Annotated in this window: 26 protein-coding genes and 1 tRNA gene; 15 read left to right on the top strand and 12 right to left on the bottom strand. The window is 41.9% G+C overall.

The window, feature by feature from the left end; genetic code table 11:
- Nucleotides 1-35: 35 nt before the first annotated feature.
- From CGICJO_RS00875 to CGICJO_RS00845, 7 genes are all read left to right on the top strand, one after another.
- On the top strand, nucleotides 36-797 hold the full coding sequence (locus CGICJO_RS00875; protein WP_486499305.1) for a tRNA1(Val) (adenine(37)-N6)-methyltransferase: 762 nt from the start codon (nucleotides 36-38) through the stop codon (nucleotides 795-797).
- A gap of 24 nt (nucleotides 798-821) precedes the next feature.
- Entirely contained in the window at nucleotides 822-1,652 is an 831-nt protein-coding gene (gene rsmI / locus CGICJO_RS00870) for a 16S rRNA (cytidine(1402)-2'-O)-methyltransferase (protein WP_486499304.1), read from the top strand.
- An 18-nt stretch (nucleotides 1,653-1,670) separates the two neighbouring features.
- The gene (locus CGICJO_RS00865) at nucleotides 1,671-2,972 is read left to right on the top strand and encodes a bifunctional folylpolyglutamate synthase/dihydrofolate synthase (protein ID WP_486499303.1); all 1,302 of its coding nucleotides are present in this window, start codon (nucleotides 1,671-1,673) and stop codon (nucleotides 2,970-2,972) included.
- An 85-nt stretch (nucleotides 2,973-3,057) separates the two neighbouring features.
- Nucleotides 3,058-3,357, top strand: coding sequence for an anti-sigma factor antagonist (locus tag CGICJO_RS00860; RefSeq protein WP_486499302.1), 300 nt, complete (start codon nucleotides 3,058-3,060; stop codon nucleotides 3,355-3,357).
- Nucleotides 3,354-3,824 (top strand): anti-sigma F factor, encoded by a 471-nt coding sequence (spoIIAB, locus tag CGICJO_RS00855; RefSeq protein ID WP_486499301.1) that lies wholly within the window; start codon nucleotides 3,354-3,356, stop codon nucleotides 3,822-3,824. The genes CGICJO_RS00860 and spoIIAB overlap by 4 nt, the downstream gene beginning before the upstream one ends.
- Nucleotides 3,814-4,473 (top strand): sigma-70 family RNA polymerase sigma factor, encoded by a 660-nt coding sequence (locus tag CGICJO_RS00850; protein WP_486499300.1) that lies wholly within the window; start codon nucleotides 3,814-3,816, stop codon nucleotides 4,471-4,473. The genes spoIIAB and CGICJO_RS00850 overlap by 11 nt, the downstream gene beginning before the upstream one ends.
- 92 nt (nucleotides 4,474-4,565) lie before the next feature.
- A complete protein-coding gene (locus CGICJO_RS00845; RefSeq protein ID WP_486499299.1) occupies nucleotides 4,566-5,237 on the top strand; it encodes a hypothetical protein in 672 nt (223 codons plus the stop codon).
- A gap of 45 nt (nucleotides 5,238-5,282) precedes the next feature.
- Here CGICJO_RS00845 and metA read toward each other — a convergent pair whose 3' ends face one another.
- From metA to acpP, 3 genes are all read right to left on the bottom strand, one after another.
- Nucleotides 5,283-6,218: a homoserine O-acetyltransferase MetA gene (metA, locus tag CGICJO_RS00840; protein WP_486499298.1), complete on the bottom strand. Its 936-nt coding sequence runs from the start codon at nucleotides 6,216-6,218 to the stop codon at nucleotides 5,283-5,285.
- 46 nt (nucleotides 6,219-6,264) lie between these two features.
- Nucleotides 6,265-7,704 carry a proline--tRNA ligase gene (gene proS / locus CGICJO_RS00835; RefSeq protein WP_486499297.1) on the bottom strand — a complete coding sequence of 480 codons (1,440 nt, stop codon included), beginning with the start codon at nucleotides 7,702-7,704 and terminating at the stop codon, nucleotides 6,265-6,267.
- Nucleotides 7,705-7,882: 178 nt separating this feature from the next.
- Nucleotides 7,883-8,110, bottom strand: coding sequence for an acyl carrier protein (gene acpP / locus CGICJO_RS00830; protein ID WP_087377564.1), 228 nt, complete (start codon nucleotides 8,108-8,110; stop codon nucleotides 7,883-7,885).
- A 274-nt stretch (nucleotides 8,111-8,384) separates the two neighbouring features.
- On the opposite strand from acpP, the gene CGICJO_RS00825 reads away from it, so the two are divergent.
- The 8 genes from CGICJO_RS00825 (at nucleotide 8,385) to pheA (ending at nucleotide 16,345) form a co-directional block, all read left to right on the top strand.
- A complete protein-coding gene (locus CGICJO_RS00825) occupies nucleotides 8,385-9,224 on the top strand; it encodes a shikimate dehydrogenase family protein (protein ID WP_486499296.1) in 840 nt (279 codons plus the stop codon).
- Nucleotides 9,221-9,748, top strand: coding sequence for a shikimate kinase (locus CGICJO_RS00820; protein ID WP_486499295.1), 528 nt, complete (start codon nucleotides 9,221-9,223; stop codon nucleotides 9,746-9,748). Before CGICJO_RS00825 ends, CGICJO_RS00820 begins: the two co-directional genes overlap by 4 nt.
- Before the next feature lie 166 nt (nucleotides 9,749-9,914).
- The gene (gene aroF / locus CGICJO_RS00815; protein WP_486499294.1) at nucleotides 9,915-10,931 is read left to right on the top strand and encodes a 3-deoxy-7-phosphoheptulonate synthase; all 1,017 of its coding nucleotides are present in this window, start codon (nucleotides 9,915-9,917) and stop codon (nucleotides 10,929-10,931) included.
- A 58-nt stretch (nucleotides 10,932-10,989) separates the two neighbouring features.
- Nucleotides 10,990-11,820, top strand: coding sequence for a prephenate dehydrogenase (locus tag CGICJO_RS00810; protein ID WP_486499293.1), 831 nt, complete (start codon nucleotides 10,990-10,992; stop codon nucleotides 11,818-11,820).
- A complete protein-coding gene (aroB, locus tag CGICJO_RS00805; protein WP_486499292.1) occupies nucleotides 11,817-12,869 on the top strand; it encodes a 3-dehydroquinate synthase in 1,053 nt (350 codons plus the stop codon). The genes CGICJO_RS00810 and aroB overlap by 4 nt, the downstream gene beginning before the upstream one ends.
- Nucleotides 12,870-12,875: 6 nt before the next feature.
- Nucleotides 12,876-14,147, top strand: a complete 1,272-nt coding sequence (gene aroA, locus CGICJO_RS00800; protein WP_486499291.1) for a 3-phosphoshikimate 1-carboxyvinyltransferase — start codon at nucleotides 12,876-12,878, stop codon at nucleotides 14,145-14,147.
- On the top strand, nucleotides 14,128-15,207 hold the full coding sequence (gene aroC / locus CGICJO_RS00795; protein ID WP_486499290.1) for a chorismate synthase: 1,080 nt from the start codon (nucleotides 14,128-14,130) through the stop codon (nucleotides 15,205-15,207). The genes aroA and aroC overlap by 20 nt, the downstream gene beginning before the upstream one ends.
- A 16-nt stretch (nucleotides 15,208-15,223) precedes the next feature.
- Nucleotides 15,224-16,345 carry a prephenate dehydratase gene (gene pheA / locus CGICJO_RS00790; protein WP_087377579.1) on the top strand — a complete coding sequence of 374 codons (1,122 nt, stop codon included), beginning with the start codon at nucleotides 15,224-15,226 and terminating at the stop codon, nucleotides 16,343-16,345.
- 1,405 nt (nucleotides 16,346-17,750) lie between these two features.
- Here pheA and CGICJO_RS00785 read toward each other — a convergent pair.
- The 9 genes from CGICJO_RS00785 to CGICJO_RS00745 all read right to left on the bottom strand — a co-directional run bounded on the left by CGICJO_RS00785 (nucleotide 17,751) and on the right by CGICJO_RS00745 (nucleotide 24,030).
- Nucleotides 17,751-18,260 carry a GNAT family N-acetyltransferase gene (locus CGICJO_RS00785; protein ID WP_486499289.1) on the bottom strand — a complete coding sequence of 170 codons (510 nt, stop codon included), beginning with the start codon at nucleotides 18,258-18,260 and terminating at the stop codon, nucleotides 17,751-17,753.
- Nucleotides 18,257-18,469, bottom strand: a complete 213-nt coding sequence (locus CGICJO_RS00780; RefSeq protein ID WP_087377583.1) for a hypothetical protein — start codon at nucleotides 18,467-18,469, stop codon at nucleotides 18,257-18,259. The genes CGICJO_RS00785 and CGICJO_RS00780 overlap by 4 nt, the downstream gene beginning before the upstream one ends.
- A gap of 170 nt (nucleotides 18,470-18,639) precedes the next feature.
- Nucleotides 18,640-18,716, bottom strand: a tRNA-Arg gene (locus CGICJO_RS00775).
- Between the two features lie 135 nt (nucleotides 18,717-18,851).
- A complete protein-coding gene (locus tag CGICJO_RS00770) occupies nucleotides 18,852-20,261 on the bottom strand; it encodes an aminopeptidase (RefSeq protein WP_486499288.1) in 1,410 nt (469 codons plus the stop codon).
- A 23-nt stretch (nucleotides 20,262-20,284) separates the two neighbouring features.
- Nucleotides 20,285-20,971 (bottom strand): lytic transglycosylase domain-containing protein, encoded by a 687-nt coding sequence (locus tag CGICJO_RS00765; protein ID WP_486499287.1) that lies wholly within the window; start codon nucleotides 20,969-20,971, stop codon nucleotides 20,285-20,287.
- Between the two features lies 1 nt (nucleotide 20,972).
- A complete protein-coding gene (gene coaE, locus CGICJO_RS00760; protein WP_486499286.1) occupies nucleotides 20,973-21,581 on the bottom strand; it encodes a dephospho-CoA kinase in 609 nt (202 codons plus the stop codon).
- The gene (locus CGICJO_RS00755; RefSeq protein ID WP_486499285.1) at nucleotides 21,568-22,626 is read right to left on the bottom strand and encodes an L-threonylcarbamoyladenylate synthase; all 1,059 of its coding nucleotides are present in this window, start codon (nucleotides 22,624-22,626) and stop codon (nucleotides 21,568-21,570) included. The genes coaE and CGICJO_RS00755 overlap by 14 nt, the downstream gene beginning before the upstream one ends.
- 80 nt (nucleotides 22,627-22,706) lie before the next feature.
- A complete protein-coding gene (prfA, locus tag CGICJO_RS00750; RefSeq protein ID WP_087377591.1) occupies nucleotides 22,707-23,789 on the bottom strand; it encodes a peptide chain release factor 1 in 1,083 nt (360 codons plus the stop codon).
- A 61-nt stretch (nucleotides 23,790-23,850) separates the two neighbouring features.
- Nucleotides 23,851-24,030, bottom strand: coding sequence for a DUF951 domain-containing protein (locus tag CGICJO_RS00745; protein ID WP_087377593.1), 180 nt, complete (start codon nucleotides 24,028-24,030; stop codon nucleotides 23,851-23,853).
- Between the last annotated feature and the right edge of the window lie 32 nt (nucleotides 24,031-24,062).

Genomic DNA, 24,062 nt, shown 5'->3' with positions numbered 1-24,062 from the left:
CTTTTTATTTGAATACTTTTTTACAGGTGAAATAGATGGAAAATGAAATTCTCTTAGAGGGAGAACATTTTGAGCCTTTGGGAAAGGGCGTAAAGATAATTGTAAATAAGGAGTACCGTTTTTCTACGGATACGGTGCTGCTTGCAAATTTCTCAAAGCCACGAAAAAACGATATTGCCTGCGAGCTTGGTTCAGGCTGCGGCCCTATTCCTCTTATTTGGGCAAGGGACAATGTGCCGAAGCTTGTATCGGCTGTTGAAATACAGGAGAAAGCCTGCGACCTTTTTAGAAGAAGCATTAAGGCCAACGGCTTTGAAGAAAAAATACAGGTTATAAACCGAGATTTGAGAGAACTTAAAGGTGTTTTAAGTTTCGGAAGCTATAATCTTGTAGTCTCAAATCCTCCCTACAAGCTTATGGGAACGGGAATTTTAAATCCTGCGGAAAGCGATTTGATTGCCAGACATGAATACGGATGCAGTCTTGAGGATATAACCGAGGCGGCGAAAAATCTTTTGCAGTTCGGCGGAAGATTTTGTATCTGTCAGCGCCCTGAAAGGCTTACTGATGTTTTGCAGGCTATGCGTAACAGCGATTTAGAGCCTAAAAGACTGAGATTTGTCCAGCAAAGAGAGGGAAAAGAACCAAAGCTCTTTTTGGCAGAGGGCAGAAGAGGGGGCAAAAAGGGCTTTATGCAGGTTATGCCCACACTTTTTATTGAGGATGAAACAGGTGATTTCTCTCAGGAGATGAAAGATATATACGGCTGTTACAAGGACGGCAGAAACAGTCTTTAATCCTGTTTCGGAAAGGAATTTATTATGTCGGAATACGGAATTCTGTATGTGGTGGGAACGCCTATAGGAAATCTTTCGGATATGTCCCCAAGAGCCGTGCAGACCTTGGAAGAGGTTGACTTTATAGCGGCGGAGGACACAAGGGTTACCTTGAAGCTTTTAAACCATTTTGAGATAAAAAAGCCAATGATAAGCTATTACGAGCACAACAAAAAAGAGCGTGGGGAGATTATATGCCGCCGCCTTATGTCCGGTGAAAACGGAGCCATTGTAACCGACGCCGGTATGCCCTGTATTTCCGACCCGGGCGAAGAGCTTATCAGACAGTGCGGCGAATACGGAATAAAAACCGCAGTTGTGCCGGGCCCCAGCGCAGTTATTTCCGCTTTGGCGGTTTCGGGACTGGAAACCGGAAGATTTACCTTTGAGGGGTTTTTAAGCGTAAATAAGAAAAGCAGAAGAGAACACCTCAGCGAGCTTCAGGGCGAAAGGCGCACAATGATATTTTACGAAGCGCCCCACAAGCTTCCCAACACCTTAGAGGATTTCAAAAATGCTTTTCCTGAAAGAAAGCTTACAATCGTAAGGGAAATTACAAAAATCCACGAGGAGGTTATAAGAACCACCACGGATAAAGCCTTTGAGCTTTACGGGGACGGAAGCCTGAAAGGTGAAATCGTCCTTGTGCTTGAGGGCGCAAAGGAAGATGTAAAAGAAGAATATACCTTGGAAGATGCGGTAAATCTCGCAAAATCCCTTATAGACGGGGGAGAAAAGAAGTCCGAAGCGGCAAAGGAAGCGGCGTCAGTTACAGGATTTAAGAAAAACGAAATTTACCGAATTTTAAACCAGTGATGAAAAAGAGGGATAATTTTGAAAAGTTATCAAAATGCTATTGAGGAAATTCACAGTATGCCCAGATTCAGCGATAAACCAACCTTGGATAGAATAGGAAAAATTCTTGAAAGTATTGGAAATCCCCAAAAGGATTTAAAATTTATCCATGTGGCTGGAACAAACGGAAAAGGCTCTGTCTGCGTAATGCTTGAGTCAATTCTCAGAAACAGCGGATTAAAAACAGGTCTTTTTATTTCTCCCTATGTTTGCCGCTTTGAGGAAAGAATACAGATAAACGGCAAGCCGGTGGATGAAAAAACCTTTGTTTCAGCATGGGAAAGGGTTTATAAAAATATAAAGGTGCTTCAGAGCAAAGGCGTAATAGTAAACGAATTTGAAGCCGTAACCGCTTTGGGAATGGAAATTTTCGCCCTTGAGAACTGCGGGATAGTTGTTCTTGAAACGGGACTTGGAGGAAAATGGGACGCCACAAATGTTATTGAAGCCCCACTCTGCACAGTTATAACCTCTATAGGCTTTGACCATACAGCGGTGCTCGGAAACACAATCTCCGAGATAACAACGGAAAAATGCGGAATAATCAAGGAAAACGGCATAACCGTAACCGCTCCCCAAAGATCAAAGGCTTTGGAGATAATCAGAAAGAAAGCAAAGGATAAAAACAATATAATCTTTTTTGCCCAGGATGTGGAACTTGATGATATTGAGTATTCCATAAGAAAAACCTATTTTACATACAAGGGCGAAAGATTTTCTTTAAACCTTTTGGGCAGCTATCAGATTATAAATGTAAAAACAGTCTTTGCAGCGCTGAGCGCCCTCAATGTTACAAAGAAGCTGGGATTTAAAATAACCCTTGAAAGCGTGCATAAGGGTCTTGATGAGGCTGTGCATTTGGCGAGATTTCAGGTTTATTCCTTAAATCCACTAATCATCATAGACGGCGCTCACAACCCTGACGGAACTGCCCAGCTTGCAAAAACATTGCACAAGCTTTTACCGGATGAAAAGCCAATCGCATTGTGCGGCATGATGGCGGATAAAAAGATTGAAAATTCTCTTGTAAATCTTAAAGGAGTTTTTTCAAAGATTTATACTGTCACTGTTGATAATCCAAGAACAGCCACAGACGAGGCTGTAAGCAAAATTTTCATGGATATGGGTCAGGACGCCATTATGTGCGGAAACGTGGAAGAGGGCTTGAAAATCGCCCTGAAACAGGCTGAAATCGAGGGAAAACCTCTTGTTGTCTGCGGTTCTCTGTTTTTGTGCGGCGAGGTACTCAATAAACTTGAAAATAATTTTCTGAAAAAATAATTCGACAACAGAATAAAACAAAAAAATACGTTCATACTAATTATTATATTGGTATGAACGTATTTTTATTTTAGGAAGTGAAAAGATGGAGATTACATACGAAAACGATGTGATGACCGCCTATTTAAAAGGCGAGATAGACCACCACTCGGCTGCTCCCATAAGAAGCGAAATAGACGGAAAAGCCGAGTCTTTAAGACCCAAAATCCTGCGCCTTGATTTTTCAGGGGTGAAATTTATGGATAGCTCCGGAATAGGTTTGATAATGGGAAGATACCGCCAGATTTCTCTTTTGGGCGGCTCTCTTGAGGTTGTAAACATTCCAAAATCCTTGGACAGAATAATAAGCCTTTCCGGCGTATGCTCACTGGGGGTGGTAAAATGAATATTGTAAATCAGATGGATTTGAGTTTCCCTGCTAAAAGTACAAACGAAAGCTTTGCAAGAAGTGCCGTGGCATCTTTTATTTTGCAGCTTGACCCAACCATAAACGAGCTTGCTGATATAAAAACGGCGGTGTCAGAAGCCGTTACAAACTGTATCGTCCACGGCTACGGCTATGGGGACGGGACAGTGTACATAAATGTAAAAATAACCGATAAGGGAAAAGTAATAATAAAAATCCGTGACAAGGGCTGCGGTATTCCCGATATTGAACGGGCAATGGAGCCCCTTTTCACCACAGCAGGGGACGAGGAGCGTGCCGGACTGGGCTTTGCGGTTATGCAGAGCTTTACGGATAAAATAAAGGTTTCCTCAACAGTGGGAAAGGGTACGACTGTTACCCTTGAGAAAAATATAATCCGACACAGGAACAGCTCGGGAGGAGCTGATTTAGGTCATGGAGAATAAACAGGAGATTGCAAAGGCCAATTTAGGCCTTGTACACGCCTGCGCAAAGCGATTTAAGGGCAGGGGAATAGAATACGATGACCTTTTTTCTGCCGGCTGTGTGGGTCTTTTAAAAGCCATAAATAATTTTGACTGGGACAGAGGAATAAAGCTTTCCACCTATGCCGTTCCCGTGATTTTAGGGGAGATAAAACAGCTTTTCCGTGACAGCGGAACGGTTAAGGTGAGCCGAAGTCTTAAAGAACTTTCACTGAAAGCCTCGAAGATAAGCGACGAGTATCTGAGACAGCACGGGGAAGAGATAACCGTGAATAAGCTTGCGGAAATTCTTGAAACCGAGCCTGACAGGGTTGTACAGGCGTTAAACGCCTCAAGACTGCCGGTTTCTCTAAATAACCTTGACCGTGACGGGGACGAGTATGTGACGGATATCCCAGTTGATTCGGTGGAGGAAAAGCTCTCCGAAATAATTTCCTTGAGGCAGGCGGTCAAAGACTTGGGGGAAGAGGATAAAAAGCTTATAATTTTGCGGTATTATAAGCACATGACCCAGACTCAGACGGCAAAGGTGCTGAACATTACCCAAGTACAGGTGAGCAGACGTGAGAAAAAGATATTGGAAAGCCTTAAAAATTCCCTTGCGGTATAAGAAAACACACCGGAAAACATGAAATTTTTCCGGTGTGTTTTTTGTTGACGGTAAAGTTTTATATGATTATAATAAATTTGTGGTGATTTCAAATGGAAGATTTAAAAAACACAGCGACAGAGCTTGAAAAGGAATACAATCGGGAAAAACAGATAAAACTCCTTCAAAAAATAGAAAAACTTCTCATAACCGATTATGCGATAAATGTGTGCGGCTGTTTAATTGAACCTATGTGGGTTGAAGCCTACTATTTTCACAGCGGAAAATTTGAGGACTTTAACTGCCACAGAAAAGCAAAGCAAAAGGATAATTTCGACAGACTTTACCTACACACCGAAAAGAAAATATCGCCCTCTAATAGACTGGGCGGCGTCGATATAGTTTTGTCCTCCGGCGATTATTACCTATCCTTTTTAATAAAAAACTCCCTGTGCAACAAAAAATTTTGCAAACAGGTGGAGCTAAACGCCATACTCAGCGAAAGGGATTACAGCTTTGAAAATTCAAATGTGTTGGTTAAATGTAAAAGAAATCACAGCGTGTTTTTTACAAAAAGAATAGGACTTACAAAAGAAAGCTTTAAGGATGAAAACCTTGCGGCTCTCCCCATAGACCTGCTGAAAAATTATCCTTTTAAATTTAAGGAAAGGACAGCCTTTGAATATATAGAGGAATACAGAAAAACTCACTGTGAAAGTGAATGTATTAAGGAATGTAAAAACATTCTGGGATACGTGCCGAAAAAATTTTTTAATTTACCATAAAAATAACACCTCAGCGTTAATTTCGCTGAGGTGCTGTTGTTTAAATCAATCTTCCTCGTACATCTTTTTAAGCTCTTCCAGGTCGTATGGGGTCTGCTGATATACGTAGTAGTTGAGCCAGTTTGTATAAAGCAAAGTGGCGTTGCTTCTCCAAATAAGCGGAGGAAGCTTTGTGGGGTCGTCATTGGGGAAATAATGCTCCGGCACGTGTGGGTTTATGCCCCTGTTTTTGTCACGGAAATATTCGGAAGCCAAGGTGTTGCGGTCGTACTCCGCATGACCCATTACAAAGAACTGACGTCCGTTTTTGTTGCATACTATTGAAACTCCGGCTTCGTTGGAGGTTGCCAGAATTTCAAGCTCCGGACATTTTTCAATGTCTTCCTGATACACACCTGTGTTTCTTGAATGAGGAATCACAAAGGTGTCGTCAAAACCACGCAGCAATGGATGATTGTGATTGAGTATTCTGTGACTGAACACGCCGGAAAGCTTTTCCGGAAGCTGGTATTTTCTTACGCCGTAGTGGTAATAAAGTCCCGCCTGTGCGCCCCAGCAAATATGAAATGTGGAATAGACATTGGTTTTTGACCATTCCATTATTGTTTTAAGCTCTTCCCAGTAGTCCACTTCTTCAAACTCCAGAAGTTCTACAGGGGCTCCGGTAATAATCATACCGTCAAATTTACTGTCCTTGATTTCTTTAAAGGTTTTGTAGAAAGTGGTAAGGTGCAGGGAAGATGTGTTTTTAGATTTGTGGGTTTCCATTTGCAGAAGCTCAATGTCAGCCTGCAAAGGACTGTTACCCAAAAGTCTTAAAATCTGTGTTTCGGTTTCTATTTTTGTAGGCATTAAGTTGAGAATAAGAAGCTTTAGAGGTCTTATGTCCTGCTTTAATGCTCTTTCCTCCGGCATTACAAATATGTTTTCACTTTCAAGTATCTGTATAGCCGGCAAATTATTTTTTACCTTAATAGGCATCTGTCACACCTGACCTTTATATTTAATTTACAACAAAAGGAAATTATCAATACTGCTTGCCCCAGTAAACCTGATGCTTTGCAGGCTTTCCGCAGCATACGCAAACATCGCTTATGTGCTCCTCTTCAAAAGGAATACATCTGCTCTTTACGCCGCCTGTAACGTCCTTGATTTTCTCTTCGCACTCTACATCGCCGCACCACATAGCCTTGATAAAGCCCGGCTTGTTCTTTGCAATGTCGCAGAACTCTTCAAAGTTTGTGGCTGTAAATGTTTTATCCTGAGTGTTTTTGAGAGCTTTTTCATACATTCCGTCATGAACAAGCTGCAAAGCCTTCTCAACCTCTGCTTCGAGATTGTCAAGGGAAACAAAGATTTTTTCTCTTGTGTCACGTCTTACAAGCACGCACTGGTTTTTCTCTATGTCCTTAGGGCCAATCTCAACTCTTACAGGAACACCCTTCATCTCATACTGGCTGAACTTCCAGCCCGGTGAGTTGTCGCTGTCGTCAAGCTTTACTCTGAAGCTTTTTGCAAGTCTTGCTTTAAGCTCTGCTGCCTTGTCAAGAACGCCTGCCTTGTGCATTGCTATAGGAACAATTGCAACCTGGATTGGTGAAATCTTCGGAGGAAGTACAAGTCCGTCATCGTCGCCGTGAACCATGATGATAGCGCCTATCATTCTTGTGGAAACACCCCAGGAGGTCTGGTGAGGATAGTGGAGCTTGTTGTCTCTTCCTGCAAACTTAATGTCGAAAGCTCTTGCAAAGCCGTCGCCGAAATAGTGGGATGTGCCGCCCTGGAGAGCAACACCATTGTGCATCATAGGCTCGATTGTGTAGGTTTCCATTGCGCCGGCAAACTTTTCTTTTTCAGTCTTTCTGCCCACAACAGCAGGGATAGCAAGTGTTTCTCTGTAGAAGTCCTCGTAAACCTTGAGCATTCTCAAAGTTTCCTCTCTTGCGTCCTCCTCTGTTTCGTGCATTGTGTGACCTTCCTGCCACAAAAATTCTGAGGTTCTCAGGAAAGGACGTGTGGTTTTTTCCCATCTTACAACATTGCACCACTGATTGTAGAGCTTTGGCAAATCTCTGTATGTGTTGATGATTTTCTGATAATGCTCGCAGAAAAGAGTTTCGGAAGTAGGTCTTACGCAAAGTCTTTCGCTGAGCTTGTCGCTGCCGCCGTGAGTAACCCATGCAACCTCAGGTGCAAAACCCTCAACATGGTCTTTTTCTCTCTGGAGAAGGCTTTCAGGGATAAACAATGGCATGTATACGTTTTCAACGCCTGTTTCCTTGAAACGTCTGTCCAGGTCAGCCTGAATATTCTCCCAAATTGCATAACCGTAAGGGCGGATAACCATACAGCCCTTTACGCCTGAATAGTCGGCAAGCTCTGCCTTTTTAACTATATCTGTGTACCATTTTGCAAAGTCTTCATCTCTGCTTGTAATCGCTTCCACCAGCTTTTTATTTTCTGCCATGGCAAAATCACTCCATCTTTTGTATTTTAAGTTAATTTGTCGTGTTTACGAAAAAATCAGGCAATATATGTTTTTTATGCCTTAACATTCCTATTATACAGGCTTTTTATCCACATTTCAAGCAGTAAAAGACAAAAAAATAGGGCCGGAAAATCCGACCCTTAGTTTAAAAAATCAATTAAGAATTAGCCTCGATGTAAGAAACGAGATCGCCAACAGTGTGGATGTTCTCAACTTCCTCATCAGGAATTTCTGTCTCGAACTCATCTTCGATAGACATAAGAAGGTCTACAACGTCAAGTGAATCAGCGCCGAGGTCTTCCTGGAGATTTGTTTCAGCTGTGATGCTGTCTTCCTCTACGTCGAACTGTTCTGCCAAAATGTTCTTTACTTTTTCCAAAACCATTTTAGTTTCCTCCTAAACACTTATCAAAATTATTATTTGTTTTACAGCTTGTCTGTGGACAAGTTGTCGGTACATATGCTATAATGAGTTAAGGTGCTGAACCTCAATAGCACGTTACAAACATCATATTATGGTTTATTCCATACTTTGTCAATACTTATTTTGAAAATTTTTTAAAATTTTATAATTTCAACCTGTTTTTAGTTCTATTTACGACATTATATGTTATAATTTGTTAATTACAAACAGATTGGTATAATGGGAGTGTTTTATTATGAGTCTGAAAAAATATGCTGTTATCGGTCATCCTATGGGTCACACAATGTCGCCTTTTATTCATAAAAGACTGTTTGAGCTTTCAGGAATAGAGGCACAGTACGGTGTTTTTGATATAGCCCCGGAGGATTTGGAAAATCAGTATAAAACCGTTTTGTCAAAACTGGACGGATTCAATATTACAATTCCCCACAAACAGAGGATAATACCTTTACTCCAGAACCTTGACCCAAAGGCTAAGATGTACGGAAGCGTCAACACAGTGGCTTTTGGTGAAAAGGGTTCATGCGGCTATACAACCGACCCTGACGGCTTCTTGAAAGCTTTGGAGGCGGAAAACATTGCGCCTGTAGGCAGAGTGGTAATCCTCGGATGCGGCGGCGTTGCAAGAACCATGGCATATGAAGCGGCTTTGAAAAATGCCGATTTAAGCTTTGCGGTTAGAAAAGAAGATACAGAAATCTGCAAAGCTCTCTGCAAGGAAATTAAGGATACACTTGATAAGGATGTAAGCTTCTGTGAGCTTAATCAGATTGAGGGCGATATTGACCTTTTGGTAAACGCAACCCCGATAGGCATGTATCCGAAAATGGACGCACAGCCGGTTGAGGATAAGGTTCTTTCAAAGACAAAATCTTTGTTTGACGCTGTTTACAATCCTTTGGAAACACAGCTTATTAAAAAAGCCAAAGCAATGGGCTGCAAGGCTTTGGGCGGAATGTCCATGCTGGTATGGCAGGCTGTGGTTGCCCATGAGATATGGGACGGCAGTAAGTATGATAAACATGATATTGATAAGCTGTGTCTTGACGCAGCAGCGGAGCTGAGGAACAAATGAGCAGATTAAGTCAGATAAATATAGTTCTCTGCGGCTTTATGGGATGCGGAAAAACAACCATAGGAAAAATGCTTGCCGAGAGAACCGGAAGAAAATTTATGGATACAGACCAATACATAGAGGAATCTCAGAAGATGGAAATCCCGGAGATTTTCTCAAGACAGGGGGAGGAGTATTTCAGATATCTGGAATACCGTGCCTGCTGTGATTTGGCGAAGATGCAGAATCTGGTTATTTCAACCGGCGGCGGAGCCTTGACATTTAAGAGAAACGCCGAGGTTTTAAGTAAGACAGGAGAGATAATTTTGCTGGATGCGGACTTGGAAACACTCTGGGAAAGACTTAAAGACGACACAACAAGACCCCTTTTGCAAAGGGTAAACAAAAGGCAGATTATGACCGACCTTTATGAAAGACGTCTGCCTTTCTATAGGGAAAATTCCACCATGACGGTGGACGCTTCCATGTCACCTATGAAAGTATGTGATGAAATTATAAGAATGTTACGGCAAAAATACGCATAATAATTCATATTTTTTTGCTTTAAAGTATTGAATTTATCCGCAAGTGGTGATAAAATATCATAAAAACAATAATGCATACTTTTTTTAAGTTTTGCATTGTTTTTGTATTATAAAGGTTTGCCGCATGACGGGATTGCGGCAGTCCGCAAAATGGAGGTAAAGAAAAATGATTATTGTATTGAAGCCGGAATGTTCTAAAGAGCAAGTTTTAATGTTTACCGATATGCTTACAAGCCAGTATAACGTGAAGGTAAACAAATGGGAAGGCGTTCATTCAACCGTACTCGGTCTTATCGGAGATACTACTCAGATTGATATTGATTATATAGATGCTCAGGATTTTGTTGAGAGCGTAAAAAGAGTTCAGGAGCCTTATAAAAAGGCTAACAGAAAGTTCCATCCGGAAAACACCGTGATTGAGCTTTCAAACGGTGTTAAAATCGGCGACGGAAGCTTGCAGATAATGGCAGGACCTTGCTCTGTTGAGTCAGAAGAACAGGTTACTGAAATTGCAAAGAGAGTTAAGCTTTCCGGTGCGTCAATCCTTCGAGGCGGCGCATTTAAGCCAAGAACCTCACCATATGCTTTCCAGGGTCTTAAAGCCGAAGGTCTTGACCTTTTGAAAGCCGCAAGAAAGGCAACAGGCTTGCCTATAGTTACAGAGATTATGAGAGTTTCCCACATTGATATGTTTGAAAATGTGGATATTATTCAGGTCGGCGCAAGAAATATGCAGAACTTCGAGCTTTTGAAAGAGCTTGGCAAGGTAAACAAGCCAATCCTTTTGAAGAGAGGACTTTCCGCAACCATTGAAGAGTGGCTTATGAGCGCCGAATACATTATGGCAGGTGGCAATGACCAGGTTATCCTTTGTGAAAGAGGTATCAGAACCTATGAGACTTTCACAAGAAACACCCTTGACCTTTCAGCAATCCCGATTGTAAAGTCATTGTCACACCTTCCGGTTGTTGTTGACCCAAGCCATGCAACAGGTAAATCATGGCTTGTAGAGCCGATGGCTGTTGCCGCAGTTGCAGCAGGCGCAGACGGACTTATCATTGAAGTTCACAACGACCCTGCCCATGCACTTTGCGACGGAGCTCAGTCATTGACTCCTGACCAGTTTGACAGCCTTGCTAAAAAGGTATTCAAGCTTAAAGACTATATGAAAGATAATATTTAACGTAAAGCAAGGGTGGGGAAAAGTACCGCCCTTGTGCGTTTTCAGGGAGAAGATTTTTATGAACATAGTTATAGTCGGACTCGGAATTATCGGCGGAAGCATCGCCAAAGCATTGAAGAAAAATACAGAACACTACATTATCGGTATAGATAAAAACCCTGAGGTGGAGAAAAAAGCCCTCTCAGACGGAGCCATTGACGAAATCGGAGATATAGATTCTCTGGGAATTGCAGACGTTATTTATCTTGCCGTTTATCCCGGTGCGGCTGTGCAGTATGTGGAAGAAAACGGAAAATATATAAAGCAGGGCGCAATAGTTACCGACACTGCCGGTATAAAATACGAGATTTGTCCGGCACTTGTAGAGCTTTCAGTGGAATATTCCTTTGATTTTGTAGGAAGCCATCCAATGGCAGGCAAGGAGAAAAACGGATATGAAGCCTCAGACCCTGAAATTTTTAAAGGTGCAAGCTATATCGTTATTCCCTGCGACGCAGACGACAACAGCGTAATCGTTATAAGCGGACTTGCAAGGGCTATGGGCTTCGGCGGAGTTATGATAACATCTCCTGCGGAGCACGACAGAATGATTGCCTTTACTTCACAGCTTCCTCATGTGCTTGCCTGCGCCTATGTTATGAGCCCATGCTGTAAAAACCATGTGGGCTATTCCGCAGGAAGCTACAAAGACGTTTCCCGTGTTGCAAACATAAATGCAGAGCTTTGGAGCGAGCTGTTTTTGGAAAACAAGGACAACCTTGTAAAAGAGCTTGATCTTCTCATTGACAATATAGGAAAAATTAAAAAAGAGATAGAAAACGAAGATAAACAAAAGCTTACGGAGCTTTTGGCAGAAGGCAGAAAAATCAAGGAGGAGCTGGGAGAATGAAAGCCGTAAGGGTTGAAACCGGACGACCTTATGATATCCTCATAGAAAGAGGACTTATTAAAAAATGCGGAGAAATCATAAAGGGAATTACAAAGGCTGTTAGAATAGCAGTTATAACCGACAGCAATGTGTCGCCTATATACGCAGAAACCGTAAAAACTTCCCTCAAAGAAGCTGGATTTGCAGTTACGGTTTTTGCCTTTGAAGCCGGAGAACAGTCAAAAGGCATTGAAACAATCTGTCATATGTACGACTGTCTTGCTGACAACAACTTTACAAGACAGGATATGATTGTGGCTTTGGGCGGCGGAGTAACAGGCGATATGGCAGGCTTTGCTGCGGCAACCTACCTGAGAGGAATCGAGTTTGTTCAGATACCTACATCTTTGCTTGCTCAGGTTGACAGCTCCGTAGGCGGCAAAACAGGCTTTGACATAAAGCAGGGTAAAAACCTTGTGGGAGCCTTTTGGCAGCCGTCTTTGGTTATTATCGACCCGGACACAATAGACACACTTCCAAAGCACTTTGTAAGCGACGGAATGGCAGAGGTTATAAAGTACGGTTGTATAAAGGACAAGGAGTTCTTTAACTTCCTTAAAAACGAGGACGCTCTTGAAAATATCGACGAGGTTATATACAAGTGCGTTAAGATAAAGCGTGACGTGGTTTCAGCCGACGAGCATGAAAAAGGGGAGAGAATGTTATTAAACTTCGGACATACCCTGGGTCATGCTCTTGAAAAGTTAGGCGATTTTAAAACCCTCAGTCACGGCGAAGCGGTTGCAATAGGAATGGTTATGATGACCGCCGCTTCCGAAAAGGCAGGACTTACAAAAGGCGGAACCTGCAAGAAGATTGCAAAGGTATGCCGCAAATACGGACTGCCTATAGAAAATCCCGAAAAGTCACAGGATATAGCTTTGGCGGCTCTCAACGATAAAAAGAGCAGCGGCAACAGCATAAATCTTGTGCTTATAAGCGAGATTGGAAAAAGTTTTGTTAAGAAAATTCCCCATGAAGAATTGGCGGAATTTATCAAGGTGGATTGATTAAATATGACGACAGCAATGTTTACTCCCTCTTTTCTCAAAGGGGAGGTAACTGTTCCCCCGTCAAAAAGCGATGTTCACAGGGCGGTGCTTTGCGCCGCCCTTGCTAAAGGCATAAGCAGAATTGAGCCTGTTGCCCTTTCAAAGGACATAAAGGCAACGATAGACTGTGTAACCGCCATGGGGGCAAAAACAAGATTTGAGGGCGACGCCCTTATTGTGGACGGCAGAGAGATGTTTTCAAATAAAAGCTGCCGCCTCCACTGCTGTGAAAGCGGCTCAACCCTGAGATTTGTAATACCCATTGCGGCGGCAGGCGGTATTGACGCCCTGTTTACCGGAGAGGGACGGCTTCCGGAAAGACCTATCGGCATATACACGGAAATTCTTCCAAAAGCCGGAGTTAAATGTATAACATCAGGCGGACTGCCCTTTGAGATTTCCGGACAGCTTCAAAGCGGAGATTTTTCTCTTCCGGGAAATATAAGCTCTCAGTTTATAACAGGACTGCTTTTAAGCCTTCCTCTGCTTTCCGGCAACAGCCGCATTATTTTGACCACAGAGCTTGAGAGCGAGGGCTATGTAACTTTAACACTTGATGTTATGAAAAAATTCGGTGTAGAGGCTCAGAGAACCGATTACGGCTATTTTATAAAGGGAAATCAGCAGTATACCGCCGCAGACTATAAAACCCAGGGTGACTGGTCACAGGCGGCGTTTTTCATCTGCGCCGGCGCAATAAACGGCGACGTAACGGTGAAAGGCGTTTCTCAAAGCTCTTCACAAAGGGACAAGGATATCTGCGGCCTTGTGAAAGATTTCGGGGCAGATATAAGCTGGGGCGAGGATTTTGTAAAAGTGAAAAAAAGCTCTCTCCATGGAATAAAAATAGATGCAAGACAGATTCCGGATATAGTTCCGGTTTTGGCAGTGACCGCCGCCTATGCTCAGGACGAAACTGTGATTTACAATGCAGAAAGACTGAGAATAAAGGAAAGCGACCGTTTACAGGCGATTTCACAGGCTGTAAAGGCTTGCGGCGGAGATATAGAGGAAACAGAGGACGGACTTATCATAAGGGGAGTGAAGTCTTTAAAAGGCGGAAAAGCTCTGGGATGCAACGACCACAGAATTGTTATGTCTATGGCGACAGCGGCTGTGGGAAGTGAAAAAGAGATTTATGTAACCGACCCTATGAGCATAAACAAGTCCTATCCTGATTTCTTTAAGGACTACAACAGTTTGGGAGGTAAAGCAGATGTCATCGACTTGGGGTGATAAAATAAAAATCTCCGTTTTCGGAGAAAGTCACGGAAAGGGAATAGGCGTTGTTATAGACGGACTTCCCTCCGGACACAAAATAGATATGGAACAGGTCTATGAGCAGATGGCAAGACGAGCTCCCGGCAAGGACAAGACAGCCACGCCAAGATTTGAAACTGACATTCCCACAGTTCTTTCGGGAATGTTAAACGATGTGACAACAGGTGCGCCAATCTGCGCAGTTATCGAAAACAACAACACAAAAAGCGGAGATTACAGCAATTTGCTGGACTGTCCGAGACCGGGACACAGCGATTATCCCGCCTATGTGAGATATAAAGGACAAAACGATATAAGAGGCGGCGGACATTTCTCCGGACGTCTTACAGCTCCCATAGTTTTTGCAGGTGCTTTGTGCCGTCAGATTTTGGAAAAGCAGGGCATCCATATAGCCGCTCACATTGCTTCCGTTGGCTCTGTAAAGGATAAAAGCTTTTACGATTTGGGAGTTTTTCCCGATGAAAATATTTTAAGAGAGCTTTCAAAAAGCCGCTTTGCCCTTATTGACAAGGACATTGAGGAAAACATAAGACAGGAAGTAGCCAATGCCGCTGAAAAAGGTGACAGCGTAGGCGGAACTGTAGAGTGCATTGTAACAGGAGTAAAGGCAGGTTACGGCGACCCAATGTTCGGCGGAGTGGAAAATATTATTTCTTCAATTGTTTTCGGTATTCCTGCAATAAAGGGTATCGAGTTCGGAAAGGGCTTTGAGCTGTCCGAAATGCACGGAAGCGAGAGCAACGACCCATTTGAAATAATCGACGGAAATATACAGACGAAGTCAAACAACTGCGGAGGAATTTTAGGCGGCATCACAAACGGTATGCCGATAGTGTTTAAAGCCGCTGTAAAGCCCACAGCGTCCATTTCTATAGAACAGGACACAGTAAGCCTCAGCGGAATGAAAAACGCTAAATTAAGCGTTAAAGGCAGACACGACCCATGCATAGTGCCGAGAGCTGTTCCTGTTGTTGAAGCCGCCGCCGCTTTGGCGGTTGCCCAGCTTGTTCTGTGATGGGAGTGTTTGTATTATGAGAGATTTAGCCGATATCAGAAAAGAAATTGACGGAATTGATAAAGAGCTTATTGAGCTTTTTAAAAAAAGAATGGACTGCGCCAAGGCTGTAGGGGAGTACAAGAAAGCAAACAATGTGCCTATACTCAATCAGAAACGTGAGGACGAAATTCTTGACGAGGTTCAGAAAAAGGGCGGAGAGTACGGCCACTACGCCAGACTTCTTTATGCCAATATTATGGAGCTTTCCCGTGCATTACAGCACAACATTGTTGGAAGCGGAGAAGCCATGCGCAGAACAATAACCGAAGCTGTAAAGGTACTGCCGGAAAAAAATCTGAAAATCGCCTGCCAGGGAATCAAAGGAGCAAACTCCCACGAGGCGGCTACAGAGATTTTCCCGCTTTGTCAGCCGGTGTTCTATAAAAAATGGTCTGACGTTTTTGCGGCGGTGGACAAGGGAGAAGCGGACTTCGGCGTACTTCCCGTTGAAAACTCCACAGCCGGTTCTGTTTCCGATGTTTACGACCTTATTCTTAAAAACAGATTTTATATCGTAAGGGAAAAACAGCTGAAAATAAACCACTGTCTCTGCGGAATTAAGCAGAGCAGTCTTGAGGATATAGAGCAGGTTTGGTCACATCCTCAGGCTCTTTCACAGTGTTCGGAGTTTATAGCCGAAAACAACATGAAAGCCGTTCCATGTTCCAACACAGCGGTGGCGGCAAAGGAAATTTTTGAAGAAAAAAGAATAAACTGCGCCGCAATCTGCTCGGAAAGTGCGGCGGAGGAATACGGACTGAAGATATTAAAGAGAGATTTCCAAAACAGCAAGGGCAACACAACAAGATTTATCGTGATTTCCAAGAAGCTTTACATTCCGGAAAATGCCGATAAAATAAGCTTGTGTTTCAGCCTGCCTCACGTTACAGGTTCTCTTTATACTGTGCTTTGCAGATTTAATTCAAGCGGTCTTAACCTTACAAAAATAGAGTCAAGACCAATGCCCGACCATAAATTTGAATATCTTTTCTATTTGGATTTTACAGGCAACGTATACAACGACGATGTATTGAACCTGCTTTGCGCCCTGTCCGAAGAGCTTCCGGAGTTTAGTTTCTTGGGAAACTATTGTTAGAACAAAAAAATTTGGGATTCCCAAGGGACCACTGTCCCTTGGGCTGGTGGTTTGGAGGACAGCGTCCTCCAAGGTCTTATTTACTTTTCACTAACTATTAACAAAGAGTCTTTTAAATTAAAAAATATACGAAATCCCCCGACTTTGTTTCAGATATCACTGAAATATAAGCCGGGGGATTCTTATTTGGAGGTGCAATTTTGTATGTTAATCATGTCATGTTTTCGCTCTTTTATCTTTCGGATTTTATCTTCTGACTGCAAAAAATAAAATCAGAAAAACAAAACAGAAAAGAAAGCAAACGGAAAGGGAACTTTAATTTAATACAGGATCAAATCAAAGTTCCCTTAACAAAATGGAAGTAACATAATTAAAACCTTAGTCTCCTATCATTAAAATATATTTAAACTATTACAATATCTGTTTTTCAGGGGCTCTTCAACTGTTTTATTGAGATTTTAAAACACTGCTGTTGAAGATTTGGATATTGTTTAAGGAAGGTTTATTTACAAGTCTTACTTTAACTGATTTTTCCAAAACACATATTATCAAATTAAAACAATCTTTAAACTGTATCTAAACAGCAACTTGGTAATTTATTTAACAACCATTGGTCTCAACCTTTCGCTTTATGATTTTGTAAAGCTTATGCAGATCTGTTATTATTTTCAGTAGGCTTTTAATCAATCTATATCCGGGTACACCATAAATTGTAAAGGAAATATGTAAGGCATTTTGATTTTTTGATTGTTTCTGATTTTAAAATATGTTTTTGAATTGATAATTAAAATAAGTTTCAGCTTAGAAATATTCTTGATGTTACGTTACGCTCTTATCTCAAATTAAAACTCCGAATATTTCGTAAACAGCAATCTTTATATAAACAAGCCTTCATAAATTTATTTTTACCGAATAACTTATTTTCAATTACCTTTTGAAAATACATATTTGTATTTTTTAATTAGCAATTTTATTTGCTTGAATTATATTTGATGCTGTTTACCTAACTGAAATTGCCAGCAGGTGGAACCCCTTTTCATAATGTTTTCTCATGGGCATTCTCCTTAATACAACTTCTCAAAACATGGACATCAAAGCTGTGAATCTGTTCCTTCTGATATTCTCATTGGACTCACCTCGTAAATAAAAAAACAACTAAATCAACTTTAAATATTGAATTGGAAGATTTCCTTTTGTTTGACTTAATTATATACTATAAAAAGGGATTTGTCAATAGTTTTTATTAAAAAAATAATAAAATTTTTTCAACATGTTTTTAACTTATGTAAAAAGTTAATAAAGAACAGCTTGTTCAAGTAATGTGAAAATTATGTCATATAAAACCCTTTAAAGTCGAAAAAACACCAAAAAAAGGCATTACAAACAATTCGCATCTGCAAATAGTTTATAATGCCATGTACATGGGAATACATCCTTCAAGAAATCTTTTTTCAGAAGGGCGCATAAATTTTTCAAATTCTTTAAAACCGCTCCGTATATAAAAGTTTACCGCCTCTGGCACTGAGTACAAAACAATCCTAGAAGCACCGCAGTAATTTTCAGTAAAGTGATATATAAATGCAATTATTTTATCAAGACAATATTCGCTCCATTTGTAATTGTCAACATTTGGATATGATTTATGTTGATAATCTTCTGAAACAGCGAACATCTTTATTTCAACAGCGGGAATAATTTGAATTCTGATACCGGATTCAATCATTATTCCGGTGCAGCATAATGACACCAGTGCAACGACACGGTCATTATTTATAAACCCGAAAGTTGTAACATCATTATCGTCAATAGCCTTGTGTTTAAAGTAATCATCTATAATATCTTTACCACACTGAAATTTATTTAACAATAGCGAGGGAATATCTTTTATATTTACAAGTTCTTTTTGAGTATTCATTTTTCAATATGTGTTAAATCATTTATTTTTTTATCTAAATACTTAATTTCATCGTCATCAGTATTTTTACCGGAAAGTAAGGCGCACTGACGCAGACGTTTAAATTTTTTTAAAAGCATTTCGGTATCAGGTTTTTCACTGAGAAATTCCTGAGATTTTTCACTGCTTACGAAAAAAGCTAAATCCTTTGGTTTTGAAATTACAGCCATCTTACATTCCTCCTGTCGTTTAATATTATCCCTCATATAAATCATAACACCTCTGGTCAAAAAAATCAATAAATTATACTAATTATATAATATTATAATATTGTGAACAGGGGATTATGCATTTATGAAAGATGATAAACAAAAAAGCATCTGCAAATTGCAGATGCTTTTGGCGCGCTGTAAGGGACTCGAACCCCTGACCTACTGGTTCGTAGCCAGTCACTCTATCCAGCTGAGCTAACAGCGCATTTTGCGGCTCTTTCCGAACCGCTATAGTATAATAGCACAAACCAAAGGAAAAATCAAGTGTTTTTTTATTTTTTTTACGATTTCTCAAATAATCTGTAGTATTAACCTTATTTTTATTTAAGATAACGGAAAATCAGTTAAAAAAGCAGTAAAATGCTCTGTATGCCATGTAAACGTCGGTTTTTGAAACAATCTCAAAAGGCGCATGCATGGAGAGTACCGGAACGCCCAAGTCGATTACATCCACGTTCATATTGGCAACGTACTTTGCGATTGTACCGCCGCCGCCCATGTCAACCTTTCCAAGCTCGCCGGTCTGCCAGCTTACATTGTTTTTCTCAAGCATTGAGCGGATCTCGCCCATGTATTCGGCAGAAGCATCGGATGTGTCGTACTTTCCGCCGTGTCCCATGTATTTTGAGATAACCACGCCTTTGTTGAGATAGGAGCAGTTCTGTGTTTCGTAAACGGAAGCGTATGTTGGGTCAAATGCGGCGTTTACGTCTGCTGAAAGGCACTTGCTCTTTGAAAGAACTCTGTAGCCCTCTTCGCCCTCGGCTTTTGCAAGATCGTAAATAAAGTAACGGAGGAAATCGCTCTGCATACCTGTGTTGCCGTCACTGCCTGTTTCTTCCTTGTCGGCAAGCATGGTGATAACTGTGTTTTCAGGCATTTCTGTTTCCAGAATAGCTGTAAGAGCCGGATAAGCGCATACACGGTCGTCGTGGCCGTAGCCGCCTATCATGCTTTCGTCAAAGCCCACATCCCTTGTTTTAAGTGCCGGAACAAAGCTCAGTTCAGCAGAGAGGAAATCCTCCTCGGTGATACCGTATTTCTTGTTGAGGATGCTCATAATGTTCAGCTTTACAAGGTCGCTTTCGCCGCTGTTGTCATATGGGCGGGAACCTGCAAGGATATTCAGTTCCTCACCTGTGAACACCTTAGCCATAGGTTTCTGAACCTGTTCCTTTGCAAGGTGGGGAAGAAGGTCTGTAATGCAGAAGCATGGCTCGTCGTCCTTTTCTCCCAGGTTGATTTCAATCTTTGTTCCGTCTGTTTTAATAACAACACCGTGAAGTGAGAGAGGAAGAGCAGTCCACTGATATTTTTTAAGTCCGCCGTAATAATGGGTCTTAAACATTGCAAGGCCGCTTGCTTCGTACATTGGATTTGGCTTTAAATCTATTCTCGGTGAGTCTATGTGAGCAATAGCCAATCTCACGCCGTCTTTAACGCCCTTTTTGCCGATAACAGCAAGAGCCAGAGCCTTGTGGCGGTTTACATAGTATATTCTGTCGCCTGCCTTATACTTTTTATCCTGCTCGAAAGGAACAAATCCGGCTTTCTCAGCCAGCTTTACGGCGGTTTTTACCGCTTCACGTTCTGTCTTTGAGTGGTCGATAAACTTTTTGTAGTCCTCGCAGTATTTGTCAGCTTTTTTGATTTCGCTTTCTTTCATGGAAGCAATGCCCTTGTCGGTTCTGGTAAAAAGCTGTTCCTTTAATTCCTTAATCTCTGATTTTTCTTCTTTTTTCTTAGACATATATTACACCCCTTAAGGTAAATTTACTTTGTTTCATCTGTGGAGAAATAAAGCTTTGAATACATTTCGTAGGCTGTTTCCACTTTTTCTATATACGCCGTTGTCTGGGCGTAAGGTGTGGTTTTAAGATTTACTCCGTCGTCGCTGTACTCAGGATTTTCAAGCCATTCGCTTACCACAAATCCTGCATTGTAGGCGGCGGCAACTGCGCTTCTGCTGTCGTACATGTCTACAAGATAATCCAAGAACATTACCCCGTATTTTATGTTGGTTTCAGGGTCGTAAAGGGCAGAGGAATCCAAAACCTCATCTGCGCCGGAGTAAGTTTGAAGCCATGTGAATGTATCGGGCATAATCTGCATAAGACCTATTGCGCCAACGGCAGATTCTGCATTTGGGTCGAAATGGCTTTCTGTATTTATTATAGAGTATATAAGAACCTTATCCACATCATATTCTTCGCTGTATTTATCCACGTATTCAGTATATTGAAGCTGGTACTGACTTTCAAAAAGTCTTTCCCTTACTTCTGACACAAGGTTTACAACCAGCAGTCCTGCGCAGACAATCAAAACAGCCAGCGCACCCGCAATAATAAGGCGTTTTTTGCCCTTGTTTTTTGCGTGTTTTTTGTGACCGTGGGAATTTCCGTTTTTAACGGATTCGCTATTATCTTCAACTCTGTATCTGTGCTGTCGCTGTTGGCTCATATTATTCCCCCTTTTTCAAATCGTTCTGTAAATTAAAGGCGGTTTGTTTTATATCCTCCTGAGAACCGTTGTTTTCTATAACGGTGTCAGAATTTTCTATGTAAAAAGCCTCTTCGTGCTGGGCTTTTATTCTCAGCAAAGCATTTTCACGGCTAAGACTATCCCTTTTCATTATTCTTTCAAGCCTTATATTCTCTTTTGCTAAAACAGTTATAACATGGTCGCACAAAAGGTGGGAGCCGCTTTCAATAAGCTGAGGTGCGTCGTATAAAATATTTTTTATGCCCTGTGAAACAAGGTGTTCGATATTTTTAAGCACAAGCTGTAAAATATAGGGATGAGTCAGGGCGTTTAGTGTGTCTGTGTTTTCCCTTGAGGAAAAGGCTCTTTTAGCAAGCAGAGGTCTGTCTAAACTGCCGTCACCTTTTATTATATCATTTCCAAAGGCGGCGCAAAGTCCGTAAAGAGCGGGACTGTTTGGTGCTAAAGCCTCTCTTGCCAGCTTGTCGGCGTCAATTACCGCCCAGCCTTTTTCTTTGAAAACAGAGGACACAACACCTTTTCCGGCTCCGGTTTGTCCGGTAAGCCCTACAAGATTATATTTTCTCAAGGTCAATCACCTCAAAACCTGCGGCTCTGATAAGTCTGTTGTAAACTGCAAGACCTATTCCCTGAATAGAGGGACATCTTGCAAAGACTTTCTTTATGCTTTCGTCGTTGTCGATTTCCCTAAGCTCGTCAAAAAGTCTGTGAGCCTGACTTTCCTGGTCTTTTTCTTTTCCCATGGAAAGGGTTTTGCATTTCAAATCCTTTATGTCCTCTTCCCAGCAGAGAGCGGCTGTGTTTTCGTCATCATGGCTGTTTACATAGTCAATGTATGCTTTTGAAGAGCCTTTGATTATAACAACCTCAGCTTTCGGAGCATAGTGCTTGTACTTCATACCCGGGCTTGCGGCTTTTACGCCGTCTTTCAGTTTGTGCAAAACTGCGTCGTCCATTTCAACCTCGCCCAAAGCTTCTCGAAGCTGCTCTAAGGTAACTCCGCCCGGTCTTAAAAGCCTCGGCTTTTCTCCGGCAAGGGTTATTACTGTGCTTTCCACGCCCACACTGCACTCTCCGCCGTCAATAATGGCTTCAATTCTGCCTTTCATGTCGTTCATAACATGCTGGGCGGTGGTGGGGCTGGGACTTCCGGAAAGATTTGCCGATGGTGCGGCTATGGGAGTTCCTGCCGCTCTTATGAGTGCGGCGGCTGATTTGTGAGAGGGTATTCTCACAGCCACAGTGTCAAGACCTGCGCTGACCTCATCGGGGATAATATCCGACTTTTCCATAATTATTGTGAGAGGGCCCGGCCAGTATTTATCGGCTAAAATCTTTGCCCCTTGGGGTATCTTTTTTACAAGATTGTATTTTTCTATATCCTCAAAAGCTGCCACATGGACAATCAGAGGATTGTCGCCGGGTCTGCCCTTTGCTTTAAAAATTTTGGATACAGCCTTTCCGTTTAAAGCGTCGGCGGCAAGACCGTATACGGTTTCCGTGGGCATACCCACAAGACCGCCATTGCGGATTATCTCTGCCGCTTTTTCTATATCCTCCGGTGAGGAAGAAAGCATAACGGTATTTAAAGGCTCATTGCATATTGTCTGCATTTAAAAATTACACCTGTTTCTCATTATTATAATGTGTTTATGTGAAAGTGAAATGTTCGATTAGTAGAAATTTATAAAAACTAATTGTTTTCCTCCATGGACTGCTGAAGCTGTTTTGCTCTGTGAGCGGCTATAAGTGCGTCCACAATTTCCTCAATATTGCCGTTTAAAATGTCGTCGATTTTATATAGTGTAAGACCTATTCTGTGGTCGGTTACACGTCCCTGAGGATAGTTGTAGGTTCTTATTCGCTCGCTTCTGTCACCGGTTCCAACCTGCTGTTTTCTTTCTGCGGCGATAGAGTCCTCCTGCTCCTCACGCTTTGCCTGCAAAAGACGGCTTTTAAGAACCTTCATGGCCTTGTCCTTGTTTTTGTACTGGCTTCGCTCGTCCTGACATTCGACCACAACTCCTGTGGGAATGTGGGTGATTCTTATGGCACTTTCGGTTTTGTTTATGTGCTGACCGCCTGCGCCGCTGCTTCGGAAGGTATCAATCTGCAAGTCGGCAGGATTTATCTCAAGCTCAACGTCCTCAGCCTCAGGGAGAACCGCAACCGTAACCGTTGAAGTGTGTATACGTCCCTGACTTTCGGTTTCCGGAACTCTCTGAACACGGTGAACGCCGCTTTCAAATTTAAGCTTTGAATATGCGCCCTCGCCGTTTATCATAAAGGAAATTTCCTTAAAACCCCCAAGCTCTGTTTCGTTGGCGTTTATTATCTCGGTTTTATATCCCTGCTTTTCCGCAAACATGCTGTACATACGGTACAAAACGCCGCAGAAAAGTGCTGCTTCCTCGCCGCCGGCTCCTCCTCGGATTTCCATAATAACATTGCGGCTGTCGTTGGGGTCCTTGGGAAGCAAAAGAATTTTAAGCTCTTCCGTAATTTCCGGAAGCTTTTCCTTGCAGTCGTCTATTTCAGCCATAGCCATTTCACGGAAATCTTTGTCAGAGGAGCTGTCCTCTATAATTTCACGGGCTTCATCCATTGCTTTTAATATTTCCTTGTACTCACGGTATTTTAAAACAATGGCTTCAATAGACTTGACCTCTTTCATGACCTTTGAATATTCGTTGGGGTCTGCCGCAACAGAGGGGTCGTAAAGACGGTTGTTAAGCTCGTCGTATCTTTTGCTGAAAATCTCGATTTTTTCAAACATTTATTTCAAATCCTTTCTATTACCTGAAGTTTAAAGTTAAATTCGGGACAATAGGGGACTGCTAATCTCTTTGAATTTTTTTAATATTTTTTTCGATTTTATTTCTCGGAACCATTACTTCATGTCCGCATTTGGTACAGCGGATTTTAAAGTCCATGCCCACACGGAGCACCAAAAACTCCTTACCTCCGCAGGGGTGGGACTTTTTCATTTCAAGTCTGTCGCCAACCTTTACATCCATATTATGCCTCCCTGTTTTGATTTACGCTATCA

It is taken from the genome of Candidatus Limousia pullorum (genome assembly GCF_057405065.1).
Note: the sequence above shows the minus strand (reverse complement) of the source record. Positions and strands in the feature narration are given on the sequence as shown.

What these genes read in the sequence shown, in the direction of transcription:
- CGICJO_RS00745 (WP_087377593.1), bottom strand. Translation starts at nt 24,030, where the DNA reads ATGGATGTAAAGGTTGGCGACAGACTTGAAATGAAAAAGTCCCACCCC.
- prfA (WP_087377591.1), bottom strand. Translation starts at nt 23,789, where the DNA reads ATGTTTGAAAAAATCGAGATTTTCAGCAAAAGATACGACGAGCTTAAC.
- metA (WP_486499298.1), bottom strand. Translation starts at nt 6,218, where the DNA reads ATGCCTATTAAGGTAAAAAATAATTTGCCGGCTATACAGATACTTGAA.
- CGICJO_RS00765 (WP_486499287.1), bottom strand. Translation starts at nt 20,971, where the DNA reads ATGAGCCAACAGCGACAGCACAGATACAGAGTTGAAGATAATAGCGAA.
- CGICJO_RS00785 (WP_486499289.1), bottom strand. Translation starts at nt 18,260, where the DNA reads ATGAATACTCAAAAAGAACTTGTAAATATAAAAGATATTCCCTCGCTA.
- CGICJO_RS00845 (WP_486499299.1), top strand. Translation starts at nt 4,566, where the DNA reads ATGGAAGATTTAAAAAACACAGCGACAGAGCTTGAAAAGGAATACAAT.
- aroC (WP_486499290.1), top strand. Translation starts at nt 14,128, where the DNA reads ATGTCATCGACTTGGGGTGATAAAATAAAAATCTCCGTTTTCGGAGAA.
- CGICJO_RS00875 (WP_486499305.1), top strand. Translation starts at nt 36, where the DNA reads ATGGAAAATGAAATTCTCTTAGAGGGAGAACATTTTGAGCCTTTGGGA.
- aroF (WP_486499294.1), top strand. Translation starts at nt 9,915, where the DNA reads ATGATTATTGTATTGAAGCCGGAATGTTCTAAAGAGCAAGTTTTAATG.
- acpP (WP_087377564.1), bottom strand. Translation starts at nt 8,110, where the DNA reads ATGGTTTTGGAAAAAGTAAAGAACATTTTGGCAGAACAGTTCGACGTA.
- aroA (WP_486499291.1), top strand. Translation starts at nt 12,876, where the DNA reads ATGACGACAGCAATGTTTACTCCCTCTTTTCTCAAAGGGGAGGTAACT.
- CGICJO_RS00850 (WP_486499300.1), top strand. Translation starts at nt 3,814, where the DNA reads ATGGAGAATAAACAGGAGATTGCAAAGGCCAATTTAGGCCTTGTACAC.
- aroB (WP_486499292.1), top strand. Translation starts at nt 11,817, where the DNA reads ATGAAAGCCGTAAGGGTTGAAACCGGACGACCTTATGATATCCTCATA.
- proS (WP_486499297.1), bottom strand. Translation starts at nt 7,704, where the DNA reads ATGGCAGAAAATAAAAAGCTGGTGGAAGCGATTACAAGCAGAGATGAA.
- CGICJO_RS00810 (WP_486499293.1), top strand. Translation starts at nt 10,990, where the DNA reads ATGAACATAGTTATAGTCGGACTCGGAATTATCGGCGGAAGCATCGCC.
- rsmI (WP_486499304.1), top strand. Translation starts at nt 822, where the DNA reads ATGTCGGAATACGGAATTCTGTATGTGGTGGGAACGCCTATAGGAAAT.
- CGICJO_RS00770 (WP_486499288.1), bottom strand. Translation starts at nt 20,261, where the DNA reads ATGTCTAAGAAAAAAGAAGAAAAATCAGAGATTAAGGAATTAAAGGAA.
- CGICJO_RS00755 (WP_486499285.1), bottom strand. Translation starts at nt 22,626, where the DNA reads ATGCAGACAATATGCAATGAGCCTTTAAATACCGTTATGCTTTCTTCC.
- CGICJO_RS00825 (WP_486499296.1), top strand. Translation starts at nt 8,385, where the DNA reads ATGAGTCTGAAAAAATATGCTGTTATCGGTCATCCTATGGGTCACACA.
- CGICJO_RS00860 (WP_486499302.1), top strand. Translation starts at nt 3,058, where the DNA reads ATGGAGATTACATACGAAAACGATGTGATGACCGCCTATTTAAAAGGC.
- pheA (WP_087377579.1), top strand. Translation starts at nt 15,224, where the DNA reads ATGAGAGATTTAGCCGATATCAGAAAAGAAATTGACGGAATTGATAAA.
- spoIIAB (WP_486499301.1), top strand. Translation starts at nt 3,354, where the DNA reads ATGAATATTGTAAATCAGATGGATTTGAGTTTCCCTGCTAAAAGTACA.
- CGICJO_RS00820 (WP_486499295.1), top strand. Translation starts at nt 9,221, where the DNA reads ATGAGCAGATTAAGTCAGATAAATATAGTTCTCTGCGGCTTTATGGGA.
- CGICJO_RS00780 (WP_087377583.1), bottom strand. Translation starts at nt 18,469, where the DNA reads ATGGCTGTAATTTCAAAACCAAAGGATTTAGCTTTTTTCGTAAGCAGT.